Genomic DNA, 21,900 nt, shown 5'->3' on the forward strand with positions numbered 1-21,900 from the left:
GCCTGTCAGGAGAGGCTTTACCCGCTATCCACAGGGCTTGACCCGCCAAATCGGGTCGTGCATCGAAAAAGGCTCTTAATTTTGCCTGCGACTCGCGGGAAAAACGGTCCAGACTTTCGATAAGCGGTTTTCGCGCAATGCGTGTCCGCATCATCACAGATTTTGAATTGGAGAACTCCTCGTGAGCGACGACATTACCAGCGAAGCCCAAACCATTGCTGTCGGCCAGTTGCGTGCTTTCATCGAGCGCATCGAGCGCCTGGAAGAAGAAAAAAAGACTATCGGTGACGATATCAAGGAAGTTTACGCGGAATTGAAGGGCTCGGGGTTTGACAGCAAGGTCGTGAGGACCATTATTCGTCTGCGTAAAAAAGAAGACCATGAACGTCAGGAAGAAGAAGCCATGCTGCAGCTTTATATGGATGCGCTTGGCATGAGCTGATTTCGGCTCTTCCCGGAGCCTTCCTTCTTCCCGAAATCGAAACCCGACGGATCGCCCGCGATTCGTATTCAGAGGAAGGGGATAAGGTCTATGGAGTTCAGGAAGCTCGGACGTACCGAACTCAATGTTTCGCCGCTTTGCTTCGGCGGCAATGTATTTGGATGGACGGTCGATGAAGCGACGTCTTTTTCGCTTCTCGACCGTTTTGTCGATGCCGGATTCAATTTCATCGACACAGCGGATGCTTATTCGGCCTGGGCACCCGGAAATGTGGGCGGCGAATCCGAAACCATTATCGGCAACTGGCTGAAATCTCGCGGCCTGCGCGACAAAGTCGTCATTGCCACCAAGGTTGGGTCCGAGATGGGGCCTGACGAAAAAGGTCTTTCCCCGGCCTATATCCGCAAAGCGGTCGATGCCTCCCTCAAACGGCTGCAGACGGATTATATCGATCTCTATCAATCGCACTGGGACGATCCCGAAACACCGTTCGAAGATGTGCTCGGTACCTATAAGGAACTGATCGACGCAGGCAAGGTGCGCGCCATCGGTGCGTCCAATCTCACGCCTGAGCGACTGACTGAAGCGCTTGATGTCGCCCGGACCAACAATCTGCCACGCTATGAAAGCCTGCAGCCTCTTTATAATCTCTATGATCGAGCAGATTTCGAAAATGGGCTAGAGAAAATCTGCCACGAAAACGAACTCGGCGTTATTTCCTATTATTCGCTCGCAGCAGGGTTCCTGACCGGGAAATACCGTTCCGCTGACGATCTTGGACAAAGCGCCCGCGGCAAATCAGTCGAAAAATATCTGACGGATCGTGGTTCGCGGATCATAGCGGCACTCGATGACGTAGCACGAAATCTCGATGTCACGCTTGCGCAGGTTGCAATCGCATGGCTCATCGCGCAGCCGTCAGTCACAGCCCCTATTGCCAGCGCCACACGCTCGGCTCAGCTCGGTGAGCTGATCACCGCAGCCGAACTGAAACTCAGCGACGATGAAATCGCCTTGCTGAACAAGGCGAGCAGTTAAGTTCGAAGATTATGTCGAAGGGTAGCCCTACCCTTCGATTTCCTCTCGCAGCATTTCCAGCTCCAGCCATTCTTCTTCCATGGCCGCATTTTCGGAGCGCTTCTTCTCAAGAAGATCGGCAGTCTTGGCAAAAAGCGCCGGGTCCTTGGCATAAAGCTGCGGATCGGCGAGCTTGCCTTCCAGCACTACGATTTCCTTCGAGAGAGCGTCCATCTTGCCGGGCAGCGTTTCGAGCGCGAATTTCTGCTTGTAGGAAAGCTTGCGCTTTTCCTCACGCTTGGGCTGCGGCGCATCCTCTTCCGACTTCTCGTCACTGCGGACGCCTGAGACCTTGACCGAGCGACGGCTCAAGGCCTGCTCCTTGCGCTGCGCCATCATATCGGCATAGCCGCCTGCATATTCGAGCCAGCGCCCGTCACCTTCCGGTGCAATCACCGACGTAACCGTGCGATCCAGAAAATCACGGTCGTGGCTGACCAGAATGACTGTACCGGGAAAACCTGCAACCAACTCCTGCAGCAGATCGAGCGTTTCCATATCAAGATCGTTGGTAGGCTCGTCGAGGATAAGCAGGTTGGCGGGCCGCGCCAAAACACGGGCCAGCATCAACCGCGCACGTTCACCACCGGAAAGCTCCCGAATGGGGGTACGCGCCTGTTCCGGCTGGAACAGAAAGTCCTTCATATAGGACACGACATGCCGCTGTTCGCCGTTGACGACAAGGCTTTCGCCGCGCCCATCCGTCAGATAATGCGCCAATGTCTCATCCAGATTGAGACTTTCGCGCTTCTGGTCGAGTTCGGCCATTTCGAGATTGACGCCAAGCCGCAACGTTCCGGAATCCGGCGCAAGCTTGCCAGTCAGAAGCGACAGAAGCGTGGTCTTTCCGGCACCATTGGGTCCAACGAGACCGATACGATCGCCGCGCTGCACCCGGATCGAAAAATCCTTTACCAGAACACGCTCGCCATAGGCCTTGCTCAACCCCTTGGCTTCGATCACCAGCTTGCCGGATTCCTTGGTATCGCTTGCCGCCAGTACCGCCGTCCCTTGTGCCTTGCGATGATTGCGAAAATCGGCACGCATGGAATGCAGTTCGCCGAGACGGCGCATATTGCGCTTGCGGCGCGCCGTAACGCCATAACGCAGCCAATGCTCCTCGCGCGCAATCTGCCGCCCCAGCTTGTGATGGTCGCGCTCTTCCTCTTCCAGCACCTTGTCGCGCCATTCCTCGAAATGGCCAAAGCCCTGCTCAAGACGACGCGTAAGACCGCGATCCAGCCAGACCGTCGCCCGGCTGACATTTTCCAGAAAGCGGCGGTCATGCGAGATCAAAACAATGGCGGAGCGAATCTGGCGCAGTTCGCTTTCCAGCCATTCGATGGTGGTCAGATCCAGATGGTTGGTCGGCTCGTCCAGCAGCAGAACGTCGGGCTGCGGCGCGATCACTCGCGCCAGAGCGGCACGGCGTGCCTCGCCACCGGACAGATGATCCGGCTTTTCGTCGCCGGTCAGTCCGAGATGTTCGAGAAGATAAGTGACACGATGCGGGTCATCGGCTGGCCCAAGCCCCGCTTCCACATAGGCGCGAACATTGGCAAAGCCATCCATATCCGGCACCTGCGGAAGATAGCGGACAGTTGCACCCGGATGTTTGAAAACCTCACCCGACGTTGCTTCCACCATACCGGCGGCGATCTTGAGCAGCGTGGATTTACCCGAACCATTACGTCCGACCAGCGCGATGCGATCGCCTTCGCTTACCGAAAGGCTGGCATCTTCCAGAAGCGGCGTGCCTCCGAAGGTGAGCTTGATCTCGTCGAGGCGAAGGAGCGGTGGTGCCATGGTTCTCTTCGATAAACAGGGTTAAAAATTCCGCCCTGCTTGTCCGCGACAAAAGCCGTTCTGTCAAATGGTACGGCACGAAAAGACCCGTGAAAACAAACAGGTCGGGTTTCCCCGACCTGTCAGCAAACTTATTTATCCAGCTATTGCTGGCCCAGTGTTACTGGCCCAGTGTTACTGGCAAGGCGCTTCGTAGACGCGGCCATAAGGATCGCGGTAACGGCAGTACTGCGTTCCGTTGCGCGTCTGGGCTGCACCAAGGAGCGTACCGGCAACGCCGCCGATAGCAGCACCGGCAAGAGCGCCACGGCCATTGCCGCCAATTGCACCACCGGCGAGTGCGCCGAGTGCTGCGCCACCAACGCCGTACCCGGCCGTGCGCTGTTCATTCGTCGTGCATGCAGCCGTCGAGAACGCGAGCACGCCAGCAACAGCAATCATCGTAAGACGTGACTTCATTGAAACATCTCCTACAAGAGTTGAACTAATCACCGACTTTGCGTCCCCAATTTCGGCGTAAAGCAGATGACACCCGCTTGGCCCATTTACAATACGTTTCGCCTGCCAGCGTCAAGCTCTTTCGATTGATAAGGTTATCGGCCCCGGAGCGGTGTTTCCTCCATCGCCAAGTTGGCGATAAGTATCGCTAATCCAGAACTCGCAGTAACGCGAAGTGTTCCACGAACTACATTGGAAACTGTCCATGAAGAGCCAAATGGCAGTGTCACATTATCTAACGGCCACTCCGCATTCGTGATCGAAAGGCCTTCGATAGTGCTGAAATTGATCACACTGAACGGCGTCCCGTCCGGAAAATCATAAACATAATCTCCAGGCGGCAAAGGCCAGGCCTCCTCGGAACCGCTGGACAACAGCACGTTTCGCCCTTTTGCAGCTTGCGCTGTTGCCATGGTCAGATGCAGAAGCGTGTGATCGGTGCGCTGACCGCCGAAGGCTCCGCAAAGGATCACCCGATCCGCACCCCGCATATAGGCCTCCTCGAAGGCCAGTTCCCCGTCCGTCATGTCCTTGGCAGCAGGGAACCTCTTTTGCGGCACGTGTCCATATTGCACGCGAAGCTCAGCAGAAGCCGAATCGAAATCGCCAAGCCAAAGTTCCGGTTCGACACCAAGAGCAGCAGCGTGCCTGATCCCGCTATCGGCAGCGAGAATACGCGCACCTGCAATTTGGCGTTTCAGGCGATCGGTCACGACCAGATCACCGCCGAGGAGAATGACGAATGTGCTCATAAGCCGCTCATAACACGGGCAAATCCATGCCGGAAGCCTGCATTCGCCGCCATTGCGCTCCCTTGCCCTTCCCGTTGCGAAAGATTATTGTCGCAACCGCTCTAACGGGGTGCCGTCTGCTTTCGCGGATGGCTGAGAGGTCGCATTCCCGGCCAACCCGCTGAACCTGATCCGGTTTGCACCGGCGGAGGGATTAGATGCTCCATAAACGGCGCTCAATCCTCTTGCTGTAAAAGAAAGGAAGTGCCGTGATGCGGCTTTTATCTTTGCTGGCCTTTTCAATCTCCACAGCCCTCGCTTTCACGCCTTCTGCGCAGGCGAAGGACAAGCTCACTGTTTATACCTATGACAGTTTCGTTTCCGAATGGGGTCCGGGCCCGAAGATCAAGGAAAACTTCGAGAAGGAATGCGATTGCGAAGTGGACTGGATCGCTTCGGCCGACGGTGTCGCGCTGCTCAACCGCCTGAAGCTTGAAGGTGGCAATACCAAAGCCGATATCGTCCTCGGTCTCGATACCAATCTGACGACCGAAGCACGCGCCACCGGCTTTTTTGCTCCAAGCGGCATCGACCAAAGCAATGTGAGCATTCCGGGCGGGTTCAAGGACGATATCTTCGTTCCCTATGATTATGGCTACTTCGCCGTGGTCTACGATTCGGAAAAATTGCCCAATCCGCCCAAAAGCCTGAAAGAACTGGTGGAAGGCGATGCTTCCCAGAAGATCGTGCTGCAAGACCCGCGCACGTCGACGCCAGGGCTGGGCATGTTGCTCTGGATGAAATCGGTTTATGGCGACGAAGCGGAAGCGGCCTGGCAGAAACTGCAGAAGCGTATTCTCACCGTCACACCCGGCTGGTCGGAAGCCTATGGTCTTTTCACCAAGGGTGAAGCGCCGATGGTGCTGTCCTATACAACGTCTCCCGCCTATCACATGATTGCGGAAAAGACGGAGCGCTATAAGGCTCTGGCCTATCCGGAAGGTAATTATCTCCAGATCGAGCTGGCCGCCCAGACCACCACTGGCGCGAAAAATCCACTGGCGCAAAAGTTCCTGGCTTTCATGACCAGCCCCGGCTTCCAGGATGTTATTCCTGAAACCAACTGGATGTATCCAGCGGGCAAGACATCCACCCCGCTTCCAGCCGCTTTCTACGCGATGCCGAAGCCGGAAAAGACGCTTCTCCTGCCTTCCGACGAAGTAGCCAAGAACCGGAAGTCATGGGTCGATGAATGGCTGGCGGCAACCAGTAAATGACGACATTCCCGGCACAGCACCGCTCGAAAGACGCCCCCGCCGCCAGACCGGCTGCGGGCGTACTGGCGCTTGTCTTTCTGGTCGTGCTTGCCGGTGGTGCGCTTGTCGCACTGGCATTCGAAGCGGGCCGCGGTGGTTTTGACGCCGCGGTTAATTTCGACACCTATCTGTGGCGGGTTGCGCGCTTCACGATCCTGCAGGCGATCGCTTCAAGCCTGCTTTCCGTGCTGTTTGCTGTTCCGGTTGCCCGTGCACTTTATGCCGAAGCGAGCTTTGCGGGGCGCGGGCTTATTCTGCGCCTGTTTGCCCTGCCGCTTGCTCTGCCTGCACTCGTCGCAGTGCTCGGCGTCACCAGCATCTATGGTCGCAACGGGTTCATTGCGCATCTGTCAGAAGCCGCAGGCCATCCGTTCCAACCGGACATTTACGGTATTACGGGCATATTGATCGCCCATGTTTTCTTCAACATGCCGCTCGCTGTCCGTCTCATTCTTGCAGGCTACGACTCGATACCAACCGATTACTGGAAACTATCCGCGCAGCTTGGCATGGGCAATGGAGCGCGCTTCCGGCTCATCGAATGGCCCGTAATCCGGCGCAATCTGCCGGGCATGATCGGCCTCCTGTTCATGCTCTGCGTGACGAGTTTCACAACTGTGCTGACGCTGGGCGGCGGACCGCGTGCCACCACGCTGGAAGTCGCAATCTATCAAAGCTTGCATTTCGATTTTGATCCGGGTCGCGCGGTCGCCCTCACCTTCACGCAGCTTGCATTGACGTTGCTGGTCCTTCTGGCCCTGCGGATGACCGGTAGTCCGTCTGAAGAAGGCTTCACCCACGCGGCGACACCGCGACGCTACGGCAAGGCGTCAACGGCTGAACGTGTTGCGAACGTCATCGTCATTGGCATAGGTTTCCTCTATGTCGCACTGCCGATTGCCGGCGTTGTCATCTCCGGCCTCGCCGCAGATCTTGCGCGACTTCTGACCGAGAGAACAGTCTGGCGCGCCATTGGCACCAGTCTGGCCCTCGGTTTTTCTGCGGCATTGCTCTCGGTCATCCTGTCACTTGCGCTTGTGTCGGCACGTGAAGCGATGAAAAAAAGCAAGGTCGCCAGTACTTTCGATACGGGTGCCAGCCTGATCCTCGTCATGCCGCCTATCGTCATCGGTGCCGGCTGGTTCATCCTGCTTCGTCATTTCACCGATCCGTTCGCGATGGCACCGTTTATGGTCGTCACCGTCAATGCGGCCATGGCCATGCCCTTTGCCGTGCGTCTTCTACGCCCCGCATGGGATACGGCAGCAAGCCGCCACAACCGGCTTTGCGCACTGTTGGGCATTCGCGGCATCAGCCGTTTCCGGCTCATCGACTGGCCTTCGATCCGCAAGCCTTTCGGCATGGCCTTCGCCTTTGCCATGGCACTTTCCCTTGGCGATCTCGGCACGATTGCCCTGTTTGGCAGTGACGCGCTTTTGACGCTGCCCTATCTCCTCTTGCAGCGCATGGGCAGCTATCGCACATTCGACGCGGCAGGTCTGGCGCTTATTCTCGGGCTGCTTTGCCTCGTATTGATGATGATCGCGGATCGCGCATCCCGAAAGGAAACGCCTTCTCTATGAATGCCCGGATGGATGCCCCGATGAACCCCCTTGCCGAAATTCGCCTTGATGACGTTCGTTTCAGCTATGGTGAAACCGCCATGCATTTCGATGCGACGATAGAGGGCGGTGTTATTGCTGCAATTGTCGGACCAAGCGGTTCGGGCAAGTCGACACTTCTCAACCTCATTGCCGGTTTCGAATTTCCGCAATCCGGTCGCATCTTCATCGGCGATAAAGACGTCAGTGAACTTTCGCCAGCGGATCGACCTGTTTCAATGGTGTTTCAGGAAAACAACCTGTTTGCCCATCTGACCGTCGAACAGAATGTCGGCCTCGGACGTTCACCGAACCTGAAGCTCTCCGCGCAAGACCACACCGATATTGCGGAGGCTTTGTCGCGTGTCGGGCTCGCAGGCAAAGAACAGCGCAAGCCGGAAGCGCTTTCCGGTGGCGAACGCCAGCGCGTGGCGATTGCCCGGGCTCTTATACGCCAGCGCCCGGTTCTGCTCCTCGACGAAGCCTTTGCCTCGCTTGGCCCGGCGCTGCGACACCAGATGCTGGATCTGGTCAGGGAGCTTCAACTTGAAACCCGTATGACGGTGCTGATGGTGACCCATACGCCTGAAGATGCGCTCTATCTCGACGCGGTGTTGCTTTTTCTCGACAATGGCCGGATTTCCGCAATAGGCCCCGCCACTGAACTACTCTCTTCGACTGGACCGGAAGCATTGCGGCACTATATCGGCGAAAAGCGGAATTCGACGCTAAACCTCAAATAGAGTTACGGTTGCGGACATATTTTGTTCGCAATCTGCCGGAAGAACCGGCTACAGCTTTCTTATAGTGCCCATGTACGGCTTGTACGCTTTCTGGTCTGTGGCTAGATTTGGCCCCGGATCAAGCAATCTGATTCAGAAGCGAGGATAAAATACTGTTCCGTCAATCGACCCGTTCCCGGGCCTTCCTGTGTCTACCCATCTCCCTGCCAGAATGGACGCAGCACAATTGGCGGAAACCAGCCATCGGTCTTGGCTTGCTTGCGGTCGCCCTGATTTCCGGTTGCCAGTCGATCAATTCCAGCAAGGATCTTGGACTGCAGCCTTCCGACAATCCCGTGACGGTCGACAATGTGACGCGCAATGACCGGCTGGCGCAGCTCGGTGCGCAACAACATCCGCGCATTCTCGCGACCTATGGCGGCGAGTACAAGGACCAGAGGCTTGAACGTATGGTGGCCAAGATCGTCGGCAAGCTGACGACGGTTACCGACAAGCCGGACCAGACCTATCGCATCACCATTCTCGATAGTCCCAATATCAATGCCTTCGCATTGCCGGGCGGCTATCTCTACGTTACACGCGGCCTGCTTGCACTCGCCAACGACTCTTCCGAAGTCGCAGCCGTGATTGCCCACGAAATGGGCCATGTCATCGCCAATCACGGCATTCTGCGGCAGGAGAAGGAGGCGGAGACGGCCATCGCCGGGCGCGTCGCCAGCGAAGTCCTGCATAATGAATCTGCCAGCCGCGAGGAGGCGCTGCGCGGCAAGCTGCGGCTTGCCCAGTTCTCGCGTAATCAGGAACTGCAGGCGGATGCCATCGGTATCAAGATGATCGGCGAAGCCGGTTACGATCCGTTCGCTTCGGCGCGTTTCCTGCAATCGATGGAAGCCTATCAGGGCTTTCGTTCGGTTTCGGGCGCGACCGATGCCAGCCTCGACTTTCTCGCAAGCCATCCGGCAACGCCGCAGCGCATCCAGCTTGCGCTTGGTCATGCACGCCGCATCGGCGCACCCGGCGTCGGCACAACTGATCGCGATTCCTTCCTCAACGGAATTGATGGCCTTCTCTACGGCGACTCGCCCAATGAAGGTTATGTCCGCGAACAGACCTTCATCCATCCGAAGCTCGGTGTCACTTTCCGCGCACCAGATGGCTTCACCATCGACAATTCGGCCAATGCGGTCATGGCAAGCGGCCCCGGCGAAGTTGCCATTCGTTTCGATGGCGCATCTCTTCCGGCGGGATCAAACCTTGCCGACTATATCCGCTCGGGCTGGGTAACCGGTCTCGACGACAGTTCGATCCAGACCACCACCATCAACGGTTTGCCCGCCGCAACTGCGCGCGCCAGCGCCGACCGGTGGCAGTTCGACATTGTGGTCATCGGTGCAAACAACAAGGTCTATCGCTTCCTGACAGCAGCACCGAAAGGCAGCAACGCCCTTCTGCCTGCTTCGCAGACGGTCACACAGTCCTTCCGCTTGCTGTCGCCTGCCGAACAGAACGCCATCAAGCCGCTGCGCATCCGCGTCGTGACGGTGAAGCCGGGCGACACGCTGGCCAGCCTGTCGGCACGCATGCAGGGCACCACCCGCAAACTGGAACTGTTCCGCCTTCTCAATGCCATGTCGGCAGGGGCGACGGTTTCGGTCGGCGACCGCGTGAAGCTGATCAGCGAGTAGGTCGTGATGACGGAAACACGCATCCACTCTGTCCTTGCCGGAAAAATCGCTCCTCTCGGACCGCGTAGCGTTCCAAGCGGCATCGACAAGCAGCCGGTTACTGGCAAAGTCCGCGTGACTTTCGAGGGGCTGGACTGCGATGCGCAGGGCGACCGGAAAGTGCATGGTGGACCGGAAAAAGCGCTCCATCATTATCCGCATGATCATTATGCGGTCTGGCGCGAAGAAATCGGCGAAAACCCGCGTCTGAGCGCGCGTGGCGCCTTCGGCGAAAACATCTCCACATCGGGTCTGAACGAGCACAATGTCGCCGTGGGCGACAGGTTCCGGCTCGGCAGCGCACTTGTCGAGGTTTCACAGGGCCGCCAGCCCTGCTGGAAACTAAACGAATGCTTTGCAACCGCCGACATGGCCGTGCGCGTGCAGAAGACGGGGCGGACAGGCTGGTATTATCGTGTTCTGGAAGAAGGCAATGTTGAAGCTGGCGATTCGATGATCCTCGTCGACCGCCTTTCACCAAACTGGACACTGCATCGTGTCTGGCACCTGCTTTATGTCGACACGCTGAACTATGACGAACTGTCCGTGATGGCGGAGCTTTCGCACCTCGCCGACAGCTGGAAACGCTATGCCGTGCGCCGCCTCGAAAATCGCAAGGTCGAGGACTGGTCGTCGCGGCTTGAAGGCAAGGCCACCGAACCACAAAAGTAAGGAGCCGTTCGGCCCCTCACTTGTGTTGCCCTGATTGTAACAGCTTATGCCTGATAGGCAGCCAGTTCGTGCTGGCTCAACAAGGCAATCTTCAGCTTCTCCATCGCACGGCTTTCGATCTGCCGCACCCGCTCCTTGGAAATACCAAGCTTTTCGCCCAGCGCTTCGAGCGTCACGCCGTCATCATCAAGGCGACGCTCGCGGATGATGTGCAGCTCGCGCTCATTCAGCGTATCGAGCGCTACATTGAGCCATTGATTGCGACGTTCCATATCGATGGAGCTTTCAGCGACCTCATCCTGCAAGGGATGGTCGTCAACCAGAAAATCCATGCGGCGGGCTGCGCCCGATTCCTCGTTGTTCACTGGTGCCGACAAGGAGCTATCCGGCCCCGAAAGACGGCTGTCCATGATCTCGACATCGCTTGTCGAAACGCCCAGCTGATCGGAAATTTCGCGATACATCTCGGCCTTGGTCATATTGTCGTCGGACTGAGCCAGTTTTGAACGAAGCCGTCGCAGATTGAAGAACAGCGCCTTTTGCGCCGAACTTGTTCCGCCGCGCACGATGGACCAGTTGCGCAGGATATAATCCTGCATAGACGCACGAATCCACCACGATGCATAGGTCGAGAAGCGCACTTCCCGTTCGGGGTCAAAACGGGCAGCGGCTTCAAGAAGGCCGACATAGCCTTCCTGGATGAGATCGTTCATCGGCAGTTTGAATTTGCGGAAGCGCCCGGCCATAGAAATGACCAGTCGCATATGTGCGGATGTTATGCGGTGAAGTGCTTCCTGATCTTTCAGTTCCTTCCAGCGAATAGCGAGGGCTCGCTCCTCTTCGCGCTCCAGATAGGGAGCCGACATTGCGCTGCGGATCATGGATTGGGAAGAGGCTGCTGTCGCTGGGAGGCTACGCGCAACCATAGGCATGCGATTGGCTGGAACTGCGGAAGAACTGCTCATGGATGACTGCTTCATCTGGTTCTCCTGTTCTGAACTCACGCCCATCGGGCGTTCAGTGGAAGGATATGCCAGTCCCACAAAGACTCATTGGACGAACTTGCGAATTCGCCCAAAACTCCCCGCCAGGCCCATTCTTTGGCCAAAGTAGTTACGCCGCAAAACAAACCCGTTTACGAACTGGTGTCTGGGAGAACGCGTCAGCTGCGATCAGGTTCCCATCAAGCAAGGATAAATCTCTGACAATGCAGGAAGATGACTAGGAAGGTTAATGACTGGCTGCAAAATTCAATAGAATTTTAACCAAGTGGCCCACTCAAAAAGCGGGCCACTTGTCAGAGCGCGTTTAGATCTGCGTCAGTCCTCCGTCGACGACAAGGTCTGTTCCCGTCGAGAAGCTGCTTTCGTCCGATGCAAGGAAAAGGGCTGCAGACGCCAGCTCTTCCGGACGCCCCAGACGTCCCAGCGGCACATAAGCGGCACTGTTCGTGCGATACGCCGCTGCTTCCTCCGGTGTTGTGACCTGCGACTCAATAATGGGAGTGTCTATCGGCCCAGGGCTTAGCGTGTTCACCCTTATCTTGTTTGCAAGTAGTTCCGCCGCCGCCGAACGCGCGAGAGATCGCACCGCCGCCTTCGTAGCATTATAGACGCTGTAGCCCGGCGTTCCCTTGCTTGTCATACATGTAGAAAGAAGAATGATCGAACCACCGTCACGCATCACGGGAAGAGCTCCCTGGACGGTGAAGTATGTACCTTTCACATTGATATCGAACATCTTGTCGAAGTGATCTTCCGAAGCATCGCGGATCGAACTCAATTCCACAACGCCGGCATTGGCGACGAGAATATCGAGACCACCCTCCTCGTTCTGGACTGTTTCAAATAGCCGATCCAAGCTACCCAGATCGGATATGTCGGCCTGAATTGCCGTCGCACCTCGTCCCAGCTTATTTACGGCGGCTTCAAGTTCCGCCTTGCGACGACCAGCAATATAGACAGTCGCACCTTCCTTGATAAAGCGCTGTGCGATGGCAAATCCAATACCGCTGGAACCACCTGTGACAACGGCGACTTTGGAAACGAGCTTACCCATGAAATCCTCGCTTGGGTTCGTTGAACGACAGGGAGCCGCAGGTCCATGAGCGATATTGCGCATACCCTGCCTGACAGCTAGATATGACGAACCCGTGGAGGTTTAAACTGAAGATTAACGCACAACCCTCGTGAGAAAACGCACCATGGATCACTGGAATGAGGTTCGCATGTTTCTCGCGGTCGCTCAGGGCGGCACGGTTCGCGCTGCAGCAGATGCGTTGGACGTCAATCATGCCACGATCATACGTGGTATCAGTCGGCTGGAAGAAACACTGGAAACAAAACTGTTCGACAGGCTGGCGTCCGGATACCGGCTTACGGATGCGGGAAGCGACATTGTTGAACTCGCAGGACAGATGGCGACAGCCTCATCCCAGATCGAGGCTCGGATTTTTGGGCGCGATCAGCGTGTCTCCGGGCCTCTGAGGTTCACGCTCCCGATTTCAATGGCGATTGACCTGCTGATGCCATCCCTCGCAGATTTCAAGGCCGCCTATCCAGACATTGCACTGGAAATCCTGAGCTCGACGTCAATGATTAATCTCGTCAACCGCGAAGCTGATGTCGCTTTGCGTGTAGTCGTTGGCGGAAAGACGCCACCCGACAATTTATACGGAACAAGACTCTGCCAATTCCACATGGCATTCTACATTCATCGAAATCTGATGACACAATCTTCACCAGCTTCCGCAACCTGGTTGCTGGGACCAAACGAAAATGCTCCATCAGATTGGGAGGCAGCGACCGGGATTAAAATGGCTGCCAATCCGGTCCGCTTTGCGGAGATAGGATCACAGTTTCAAGCAACGCGGGCTGGGATGGGCATCTCGTTTCTCCCATGCTTTCTTGGCGATAGCGAACCGAAACTCATGCGCGTACCCGGAACCGCCAGTTCCTGTGTAGGCGATATCTGGCTGCTGACCCATAGCGATACCCGACAAACAAGGCGCGTCCGCCTGCTATGCGATCACGTGCGAAGGGCAATACAGGGATTTGTGGGTCTATTGAATGGCCAAGCGATATCTTAGCAGGTCAGACACCGACATCCCCCAGACATACAAGGGCAAACAACTCATGAGCGCTGAGCCAACAGATCGAGCAAATCGGTCAGTCGCTCGACGCAATGCATTTTGAAGCAATCTGCTTTCCATCACACGGAGAATGACGCAGGCGAACTCTTCTCAATGGAGAAAAAAAGCCCGGCTATAATGCCGGGCCTTTTTGAAAGAAAGAGAAGTAAAGCTGCTTATGCCGCTTCAACTTCATCGTCATCGAGGTCTGCTTCAGCGTCGGCTTTGCCGCGCTTCGGTCCCTTGGCGAGATTCGCTTCGATCAGACGAACAGCTTCGGTTTCCGAAAGCTTGTTCACGGCAGCGATTTCGCGCGCCATACGATCAAGGGCAGCTTCATAAAGCTGGCGTTCCGAATAAGACTGTTCCGGCTGGTTCTCAGCGCGGAAAAGATCGCGAACGACTTCCGAGATCGAGATCAGATCGCCGGAATTGATCTTTGCATCATATTCCTGGGCGCGGCGCGACCACATGGTACGCTTCACACGTGCGCGGCCCTGTACGACCTTGAGTGCACGTTCAACATAGTCGGTCTCCGACAGCTTGCGCATACCGATGGAAGCGGCTTTGGCAACCGGCACCTTCAGGCGCATCTTGTCTTTTTCGAAATCGATTACGAAAAGCTCGAGCTTGTGGCCTGCCACTTCCTGCTCTTCGATAGTGACGATCTGACCAACGCCATGAGCCGGATACACGATGGCCTCACCGGCCTTGAAACCGCCACGCGCTACTGGAGACTTTTTCTGCTGGGATGACATACGCTTCATTACTCCCTGTTGTGCCCGGCGCGACCCGCCGGTTGACACATGATGTTCGACCGCGCTCCGGAGAAATGAAGCACGGAAGTTGTTTGTCGGCTTGGAACTGAAACCGTATCTGACGGCAAATCTAGCCGACCGGGTGTACGGTGAGGGGGACGACGCCAAATCGCAATCATCTTCCCCGGTGCCATCAGCCCGGTACTAAAGATCAGCCCTTTCAGAGATTAACGCATAGCGCCACGAATTGACGTCCAGTCACCGAAATTATTGGAGCAACCTAACACAATTTCGCGAAAGAATCAACAAATTGCCAAATATGTCGTATCTGGCAATGCAACACGCCTAAAATATGGGCGTTTTCCCGTGATTTCATTCGTCTTTTGCCGATGCATTGCAGAAAAAGCAAGTGATAAATCCTGCATTCCTGTAATGTCGGACAACCTGGCAGTCTTGCCAGGCTGAACCTACATGTTCCTGGAGCGCAAAGTCTTCCGGAACGAAGACATACTTATACAATACCGTCCAGCTCGCAACAGCCTGCAAGCAGTACCTGCAATACTGGCCGGGTATTAGTCACCGCTACCAGGCTCGGCGGAGAAATACTTCTCCAGTTTGCCAGCCACACCGTCCATTTCCTTGGCCTCCGGCAGGGCATCTTTCTTCGCGGTAATATTGGGCCATTTTGCCGCATATTCCGTATTCAATTCCAACCACTTGTCGAGGCCCGGCTCGGTGTCGGGGCTGATCGCCTCGGCAGGGCATTCCGGTTCACATACGCCACAGTCGATGCACTCGTCGGGATTGATGACGAGCATGTTTTCGCCTTCGTAGAAGCAATCGACCGGACAGACCTCGACGCAGTCCGTATATTTGCAGCGAATGCAATTATCGGTCACGACATACGTCATCGTCGAACTCCTGTTGCCGCCCGAATTCCAGAACAGGCGGCTTATCTATCCTACAGCTTTGCGCCGATACTCCGGCAAGCCGACAATCGGCTCGGGGCTTTGGAATATCTCGCCACGAAGTCACTGTGCACGGAAATGGTTGCGGGTCTCAGCCCATGCCCTTTTATGACAATGCGTGAGGTAGCGATTTTATCCTGCCGTGACAAGGGTACAAACGCCGCAATGTCACGAAGTCACGCACATCTGAAACAGCATTTCGTTTGAAGGCTTTTACGTGGAAAAGGCTTTCGCCGGGACAGTTCAACACGCAATTTCCATCACCGCCAAAAGATGCCTGCGGCAACGCGTCCGTATCAGTTTCCGCGCAAACGATCCGTTTCACGGCGTTCTTTCTTGGTCGGGCGCCGGCTCCGCTCTCACGTTGCGGCGTTACCGCCTCCGCCGCCATCGCAGTAGCAGATACCGGTGGCGGCGAAAGATCTTCATAAAGAAGCTGGGCTTCAGGCGCCGGACCGCGGCGCTCACCTGGAGCAACGATCTTGTAAACGAGGATACGACGGTCGAGTGTGATGGTCAGCACATCGCCAACCTTCACCTGATGAGCGGCCTGCTCAATCTTGTCACGGTTGACCCGGACCTTGCCGCCGACGGCGAGTTTCGCCGCCAGCGATCTTGATTTGACCACGCGCGCGAAGAACAGCCACTTGTCGATTCGCTGTCTTGCGCCCGCTTCTGCAGTCATCTTACTTCTTCATCTGCTCTTTCAGAGCAAGAAGCTTGGCGAAAGGCGAATCGGGATCGATACGTGCAGGACGTTCCTGCTCCACACGTTTGCCGCCCTGATGACCATGATCGCGCTTCGGCTGACGCTGATTGCCACCACGGAAGTCACCCTTGGAACCTTCGCGCTTGCCTTCGCCGTCATGACGCTTTTGCTTGTCGAAGCGCTTGCCGCCACGATCATTGCGCGCCTGCTGCTCTGCTCCGCCTTCCGACTTGCGTGCTTCGCCGCCCTGATCGCGGTTCTGATGACCACGATTCTGGTTACCGCGATTTTGACGCTGACGGTTCTGATCCTGATTGCGGTTGCGGCCTTCAAAACGCCCCTGACGCCACAGAAGAACAGGCTTCGGTTCTTCAACCACCGCTTCTGCGATTTCACCTGCCGGTTCGGTTTCTGCCGCTACAGATGCAGCTTCTTCCGCTTTGGCTTCGGTTTCCGTCTCAGCGACAACAACCGCCGGTGCGGGCACAGGTTCAGCCGCTGGCACAGCAGGGTTCTCAGCCTCTGCGACCGGCGAAACGCCAGCTTCCTTGGCGGCAGCTTCAGCCGCGAAAGCATCCAGCTCAGCAAGCTTCGCCGTGACGGCAGCGGCTTCCATGGCCTCGTGACGATAGCCGAGGCTCTTCAGGATTTCTTCCATATCGTCGGTGGTCGCACCGAGAATGGACATCATGGCAGGCGTGACGATGAACCGTCCGCCGTCATAAGCGCCATCCGGACGCGCACCGGACCCCGGACGCCAGGCAAGCGCCGGACGGATCAGATCAGCAAGTCGTTCCAGAATATCGATGCGCACGGCACGACGGCCCAGCACGCGATAGCCTGCCAGACGGTAGAACATCGGATCGAACGCCGGATCGACCACGACCGACGTGCGGCCAGCCGCCAACACATTCACGACGTCGCCATAACCGGCCCGTTCGCGGCCATCATTCTTGAGCGCCCAGAGCAGCGTGATGAGGCCAGCCGGAGCGGGCTTCAGCAGCATGGGCATGAATACGTGATAGGCGCCGAAACGCACACCGAGACGGCGTAGCGCCGCGCGCGAATCCTGATCGAGCCCACGCACTTCCTCTGCCACATCGCGGCGCGGAAGAATGCCAAGGTTCTCGACGATCTGGAAAGCAAGGCCGCGTGTCATGCCGGTCAGGGCATCAGCGGCAGCCAGATCGGTGAGCGGCTTCAGAACGGTTTCGATATGATGGGCGACGAACCGTTCGATACGCGCGGCAACCTTGTCGCGCGCCGCTCCGGTAAGTTGTTCGTCGGCCAGGATCACCGCGCGCGGCTTCAGCAGGTCATCACCTGCAACCAGCGTTGCGACCGTTGCACCAACCCAGCGCATAACGCCATCCGAGCCGAGCGCGAAATCGCCGTTCGGCGCAGCAGCAAAGCGCTCCGCGCGGCGTTCGAACTCGGCGGCCAGCGCCTTTTGTGCAGCCGACTTCACCGCCTTTGCGTCCGGCCCCTCGGCCTGAACGTCAGCGGTAAAACGGAATCCTTCCAGTTGCCCGACATTGTGGCCTTCGACAATCACGTCTCCGGCAGGGCTGATTTCTGCTTCAAGCATGGCATTCTCTCTCAGGCGCCTCATAAGCACGCTTGTCCTGCGGTCTACAAAGCGTTTCGTCAACCTTTCATGCAGCGCGTCGGACAATCTGTCCTCAATTTCGCGCGTCTTTTCCTGCCAGTGTGTCGGATCGGCAAGCCATCCCGGCCTGTGCGACACAAAAGTCCAGGTTCGAATTTGCGCCACACGATGCGACAGGGTGTCAATTTCCCCCTCTGTGCTATCGGCGCGGCGCACCTGTTCGCTCATATAATCTTCATCGACGCTCCCTCGGCGGACAAGATCCTGATAGATGGTTGCAATGATATCGGCATGCTGCGCCGGCGCGATCTTGCGATAATCGGGCAGCGCGCAGGCGTCCCACAAAAGCTCAATGCGTGCCGGTGTCTTGGCAAGCCGCACAATCTCTTCGTCTTTCGACAAATTTTCAAGCGCTTGTTGATCGACGGCTGGCAAAGCCTTGGCCAATCCTTCGATCGGCGCGGGCGTTTCCAGAGAAAATCGCAGGGAATCGAGTGTTGAAAAGTCGAAACGGGCCGTTCGCCACTGCAGGACCTTCACCGGATCGAAATTATGCGCTTCCACCCGCTCGACCAGTTCTTCGTCAAACGGATGCACCTGCCCCGTCACGCCGAAGGTGCCGTCACGCAGGTGTCGGCCCGCACGCCCGGCGATCTGTCCCACTTCTGCGGGCGTCAGATCGCGGAACTGATAGCCGTCGAATTTGCGATTCTGCGCAAAGGCAACATGGTCGACATCCAGATTGAGCCCCATCCCGATAGCATCGGTCGCCACCAGAAAATCGACATCGCCCGACTGGTAAAGCTCTACCTGTGCATTGCGTGTGCGCGGGCTGAGCGCGCCCATCACCACCGCCGCCCCGCCGCGCTGGCGGCGGATCAGTTCGGCAATCGCATAAACCTCGTCGGCGGAAAAGGCGACAATGGCGGAACGGTTCGGCAGGCGGGTAATCTTCTTGGACCCTGCATAGGCCAGATGCGACAGGCGCGGACGCGTCACCACATTGATGCCACGCAGAAGCTTTTCCAGAATGCCGCGCATGGTTCCTGCACCAAGCAGGAGCGTCTCCTGCCGTCCGCGCAGATGCAGGATGCGGTCGGTGAATATATGGCCCCGCTCCAGATCACCGGCGAGCTGCACTTCATCGATGGCCACGAAAGCCACATCGGTGCGGCGCGGCATGGCCTCAACCGTGCAGACGGAATAGCGCGCGCCGGGCGGCACGATCTTTTCCTCACCTGTGACCAGCGCGACATTGGCCGCACCAACCCGTTCCACGACGCGGTTATAGACCTCGCGCGCCAGAAGGCGCAGCGGCAGGCCGATCATCCCGCTTCCATGCGACAGCATGCGTTCGATGGCCAGATGCGTTTTGCCGGTATTGGTCGGCCCAAGCACCGCAGTCACATCGCGGCCACTCAAGGTCAGCGGCAAATCATGGGCAGGGAGTTGGTTCATGCCAATAATCGGGTTCCCGGTACAAGCGCCCGTCACGGGCTGGATGCTGGTTCTTGCGATAGCACTATACGACCTGCACCGGAAGCGCTCCTGTTAAGTTTCAATATGGACGAGTTGCCAGCCTTTCGGCGACCGATACGCATCCGGTCAATAACTTGTCGATTAACGATTGGAACGACTCTGGAACGAATCGGCGACGAATCGCTGACTCGGATAGCTTCGCCTTTTGTTCACGGCAACATATAGTAAGCCTAACACAAAACCCCACAATATGATGAATCGGATGTTCCGCTTTTCTGTGTTTTCCTGACGCGAAACGACACCGCCGTTAACTTTTGGCAAAACCTGTCAACAGGCTGTTCCGGTAGCAAGGCGATTCTTCAGAAAATCTTAATGATTACTGATAGTTCGTTAATCCCTGAACGGTTGCGAACACGATCTTCATTAACCTTCAGGCCAAAGCCGGAACGAATCGGCGACGAATCGCTGATCCGCAAAGTTTCTCCATTTGTTCTCACCACATCTGGTGTTCAAAGTGCCCGACACACCATAGAAAATCGAAACCAGACGAACCTTGATGAGCATTTCTTCGATTTCGCATTAACTTTTCCGGCAATTCCGTATGCCCGACCCCGCCGATTTCAAACGTCTCATTGCGGAAACAAAAAGGCGAACGGAGCTATTTCTCCGCCCGCCTCTGTTCTGATAAAGGCGAAGGTCAGTCGCGCTCGACGCACAAGGCAACGCCCATGCCGCCGCCGATGCAAAGTGTCGCCAGACCGCGCTTGGCATCACGGCGCTGCATTTCGTAAAGCAACGTTGTCAGAACGCGCGCGCCGGAGGCACCTATCGGATGTCCGATCGCAATTGCTCCGCCATTGACATTGACGATATCCGGGTTGAGGCCAAGATCACGGACAACGGCGCAGGACTGCGCAGCAAAGGCTTCGTTGGCTTCGACCAGATCGAGATCACCGACGCTCCAGCCTGCCTTTTCCAATGCCTTCTTCGTCGCCGGAATCGGCCCCGTTCCCATGATCGACGGATCAACGCCAGCCGTCGCCCAGGAAACGATGCGAGCCAGCGGCTTCACACCACGTTTGGCAGCCTCATCCGCATCCATCAGAACGACAGCCGCAGCGCCATCGTTAATCCCGGATGCGTTACCCGCTGTAACCGTTCCTTCCTTGTCGAAAGCCGGTCTCAGCTTGGTCAGAGCCTCCATCGTCGTACCGGGACGGATATATTCGTCTACTGAGACAACTACATCCCCCTTGCGACCTTTCACGGTGAAGGGAACGATTTCATCCTCGAACCTGCCGGCAGTCTGTGCAGCTTCCGCCTTCTGCTGGGAGGCCAGTGCGAACTCATCCTGATCGGCGCGGGTCAACTGCCACTGGCGGGCGATATTTTCCGCCGTGATCCCCATGTGGTAGCCATTGAAGGCATCGGTCAGGCCGTCCTTCAGCATGGTGTCGATCATCTTGAAGTCGCCCATCTTCACGCCCGAACGCAAATGCGCGCAATGCGGCGCCATGGACATGGATTCCTGGCCGCCTGCCACGATGATCTTGGCGTCGCCGGAAAGAATCTGCTGCATGCCGAGCGCGACCGCCCGCAAACCCGAACCGCATAGCTGGTTGATCGAGAAGGCCGTTGTCTCCTTTGGGCAACCGGCGTCCATGGCTGCCTGCCGCGCCGGGTTCTGCCCTTCACCTGCCGTCAGCACCTGTCCGAGAATAACCTCGTCCACATCAGTCGCCGCCACACCGGCGCGTTCCAGCGCGCCTTTGATGACCGTCGCACCCAGTTCATGTGCGGGGATATTGGCAAACGCACCGTTGAAAGCGCCCACTGCGGTACGCGCAGCGCTGGCAATGACGATGGCTTTCTGGTCGGACATTCTTTCCTCCTTGAAATGTTGCGCAACACAAAGACCAAAATTCCGGCCTTGGCAAGCTTTGCAGTGCGTCAGCAACCGTCTTCATGAAAATCGATAAAGTGTTTTTCCCATGGCGAGCAGCATTGGAGTGTGCATTGCCGGTCATGATCGCTAAATTACATTTAGCTATAAATAGGAGATTATCCATGCCTTCACTGACGCTCGAACAAGCCAATGGGATTATTGCCGGTGCCTTTGCCAAGGCGGCGGAGCTGAAACTGAAGCCGCTGGCTGTTTGCGTTCTCGATGCGGGCGGCCATGTGAAGGCTTTCCAACGTCAGGACGGCGCGTCCATGCTCCGCTTCGAGATCGGCTCGGGCAAGGCCTATGGCGCGCTTGCGGTCGGCACCGGCTCACGCTGGCTGAACAATCAGGCAAAGGACCGTCCACACTTCCTGGAAGGCCTCTCGGGCGTGTCGGGCGGCAAGGTCGTGCCGGTGCCGGGTGGCGTTCTGATAAAGGATGCAGGCGGCGAAATCCTCGGTGCAGTCGGTATTTCCGGCGACACATCGGACAATGACGAGATTGCAGCCATTTCCGGCATCGAAGGCGCAGGCTTTGCATCTGACGCAGGCTGATTTTCAATAATTGTTCTCGATCAAGGCCGCTTCATGCGGCCTTTTTCATGCAGTTTGCAGAGAAGGCCGCACAAAAGAAAACGCCGCTTCCGGAAACCGGAAACGGCGTTTTTGAAAACCATCTTTCGGCTGCAATGC

The 21,900-nt window shown here is 56.9% G+C and carries 18 protein-coding genes, 1 pseudogene and 1 riboswitch; of the genes and pseudogenes, 9 read left to right on the forward strand and 10 right to left on the reverse strand.

Going from position 1 to position 21,900, the window contains the following annotated elements:
• Positions 1-181 precede the first annotated feature (181 nt).
• Positions 182-442: a DUF2312 domain-containing protein gene (locus tag LJ361_RS20860; protein WP_002964837.1), complete on the forward strand. Its 261-nt coding sequence runs from the start codon at positions 182-184 to the stop codon at positions 440-442.
• 90 nt (positions 443-532) lie between these two features.
• Positions 533-1,480, forward strand: a complete 948-nt coding sequence (locus tag LJ361_RS20865) for an aldo/keto reductase (RefSeq protein WP_036581627.1) — start codon at positions 533-535, stop codon at positions 1,478-1,480.
• Between the two features lie 27 nt (positions 1,481-1,507).
• Here LJ361_RS20865 and LJ361_RS20870 read toward each other — a convergent pair whose 3' ends face one another.
• From LJ361_RS20870 to LJ361_RS20880, 3 genes are all read right to left on the reverse strand, one after another.
• A complete protein-coding gene (locus tag LJ361_RS20870) occupies positions 1,508-3,325 on the reverse strand; it encodes an ABC-F family ATP-binding cassette domain-containing protein (RefSeq protein WP_010661428.1) in 1,818 nt (605 codons plus the stop codon).
• Between the two features lie 174 nt (positions 3,326-3,499).
• A complete protein-coding gene (locus LJ361_RS20875; RefSeq protein ID WP_010661429.1) occupies positions 3,500-3,784 on the reverse strand; it encodes a hypothetical protein in 285 nt (94 codons plus the stop codon).
• A gap of 134 nt (positions 3,785-3,918) precedes the next feature.
• On the reverse strand, positions 3,919-4,575 hold the full coding sequence (locus LJ361_RS20880) for a thiamine diphosphokinase (RefSeq protein WP_010661430.1): 657 nt from the start codon (positions 4,573-4,575) through the stop codon (positions 3,919-3,921).
• A 95-nt stretch (positions 4,576-4,670) separates the two neighbouring features.
• Positions 4,671-4,785, forward strand: a riboswitch (TPP riboswitch).
• 41 nt (positions 4,786-4,826) lie between these two features.
• Between LJ361_RS20880 and thiB the strand changes: the two genes are divergently transcribed.
• The 5 genes from thiB to LJ361_RS20905 all read left to right on the forward strand — a co-directional run bounded on the left by thiB (position 4,827) and on the right by LJ361_RS20905 (position 10,610).
• A complete protein-coding gene (thiB, locus tag LJ361_RS20885; RefSeq protein ID WP_010661431.1) occupies positions 4,827-5,831 on the forward strand; it encodes a thiamine ABC transporter substrate binding subunit in 1,005 nt (334 codons plus the stop codon).
• The gene (thiP, locus tag LJ361_RS20890; RefSeq protein WP_010661432.1) at positions 5,828-7,453 is read left to right on the forward strand and encodes a thiamine/thiamine pyrophosphate ABC transporter permease ThiP; all 1,626 of its coding nucleotides are present in this window, start codon (positions 5,828-5,830) and stop codon (positions 7,451-7,453) included. Before thiB ends, thiP begins: the two co-directional genes overlap by 4 nt.
• A 20-nt stretch (positions 7,454-7,473) precedes the next feature.
• Positions 7,474-8,214, forward strand: coding sequence for a thiamine ABC transporter ATP-binding protein (gene thiQ / locus LJ361_RS20895; protein WP_029376278.1), 741 nt, complete (start codon positions 7,474-7,476; stop codon positions 8,212-8,214).
• Between the two features lie 203 nt (positions 8,215-8,417).
• Positions 8,418-9,899 carry a cell division protease CdlP gene (gene cdlP, locus LJ361_RS20900; protein ID WP_029376279.1) on the forward strand — a complete coding sequence of 494 codons (1,482 nt, stop codon included), beginning with the start codon at positions 8,418-8,420 and terminating at the stop codon, positions 9,897-9,899.
• 6 nt (positions 9,900-9,905) lie between these two features.
• Positions 9,906-10,610: an MOSC domain-containing protein gene (locus LJ361_RS20905; RefSeq protein ID WP_010661435.1), complete on the forward strand. Its 705-nt coding sequence runs from the start codon at positions 9,906-9,908 to the stop codon at positions 10,608-10,610.
• 44 nt (positions 10,611-10,654) lie between these two features.
• On the opposite strand, the gene LJ361_RS20910 is transcribed toward LJ361_RS20905, so the two are convergent.
• Both LJ361_RS20910 and LJ361_RS20915 read right to left on the reverse strand, forming a co-directional pair.
• Positions 10,655-11,590, reverse strand: a complete 936-nt coding sequence (locus LJ361_RS20910) for an RNA polymerase factor sigma-32 (protein WP_010661436.1) — start codon at positions 11,588-11,590, stop codon at positions 10,655-10,657.
• 328 nt (positions 11,591-11,918) lie between these two features.
• Positions 11,919-12,668: an SDR family NAD(P)-dependent oxidoreductase gene (locus tag LJ361_RS20915; protein ID WP_010661437.1), complete on the reverse strand. Its 750-nt coding sequence runs from the start codon at positions 12,666-12,668 to the stop codon at positions 11,919-11,921.
• Between the two features lie 145 nt (positions 12,669-12,813).
• On the opposite strand from LJ361_RS20915, the gene LJ361_RS20920 reads away from it, so the two are divergent.
• A complete protein-coding gene (locus tag LJ361_RS20920; RefSeq protein WP_264812260.1) occupies positions 12,814-13,698 on the forward strand; it encodes a LysR family transcriptional regulator in 885 nt (294 codons plus the stop codon).
• 218 nt (positions 13,699-13,916) lie between these two features.
• Here LJ361_RS20920 and LJ361_RS20925 read toward each other — a convergent pair whose 3' ends face one another.
• The 5 genes and pseudogenes from LJ361_RS20925 to LJ361_RS20945 all read right to left on the reverse strand — a co-directional run bounded on the left by LJ361_RS20925 (position 13,917) and on the right by LJ361_RS20945 (position 21,145).
• Positions 13,917-14,498, reverse strand: coding sequence for a CarD family transcriptional regulator (locus tag LJ361_RS20925; protein WP_006471273.1), 582 nt, complete (start codon positions 14,496-14,498; stop codon positions 13,917-13,919).
• Positions 14,499-15,070: 572 nt separating this feature from the next.
• Positions 15,071-15,409 (reverse strand): ferredoxin FdxA, encoded by a 339-nt coding sequence (gene fdxA, locus LJ361_RS20930; RefSeq protein WP_006467781.1) that lies wholly within the window; start codon positions 15,407-15,409, stop codon positions 15,071-15,073.
• Positions 15,410-15,762: 353 nt separating this feature from the next.
• Positions 15,763-16,151: pseudogene (locus tag LJ361_RS20935) on the reverse strand (RNA-binding S4 domain-containing protein).
• A 1-nt stretch (position 16,152) separates the two neighbouring features.
• Positions 16,153-19,242: a helicase-related protein gene (locus tag LJ361_RS20940; RefSeq protein ID WP_010661440.1), complete on the reverse strand. Its 3,090-nt coding sequence runs from the start codon at positions 19,240-19,242 to the stop codon at positions 16,153-16,155.
• Positions 19,243-19,960: 718 nt separating this feature from the next.
• Positions 19,961-21,145 carry an acetyl-CoA C-acetyltransferase gene (locus LJ361_RS20945; protein ID WP_010661441.1) on the reverse strand — a complete coding sequence of 395 codons (1,185 nt, stop codon included), beginning with the start codon at positions 21,143-21,145 and terminating at the stop codon, positions 19,961-19,963.
• Positions 21,146-21,330: 185 nt separating this feature from the next.
• Here LJ361_RS20945 and LJ361_RS20950 point away from each other — a divergent pair, with 185 nt between their 5' ends.
• Complete coding sequence (locus LJ361_RS20950; protein WP_010661442.1) at positions 21,331-21,762, forward strand: GlcG/HbpS family heme-binding protein; 432 nt, start codon at positions 21,331-21,333, stop codon at positions 21,760-21,762.
• The last annotated feature ends 138 nt before the right edge of the window (positions 21,763-21,900 follow it).

Source organism: Brucella sp. JSBI001, assembly GCF_026014005.1.
GTDB lineage: Bacteria > Pseudomonadota > Alphaproteobacteria > Rhizobiales > Rhizobiaceae > Brucella > Brucella anthropi.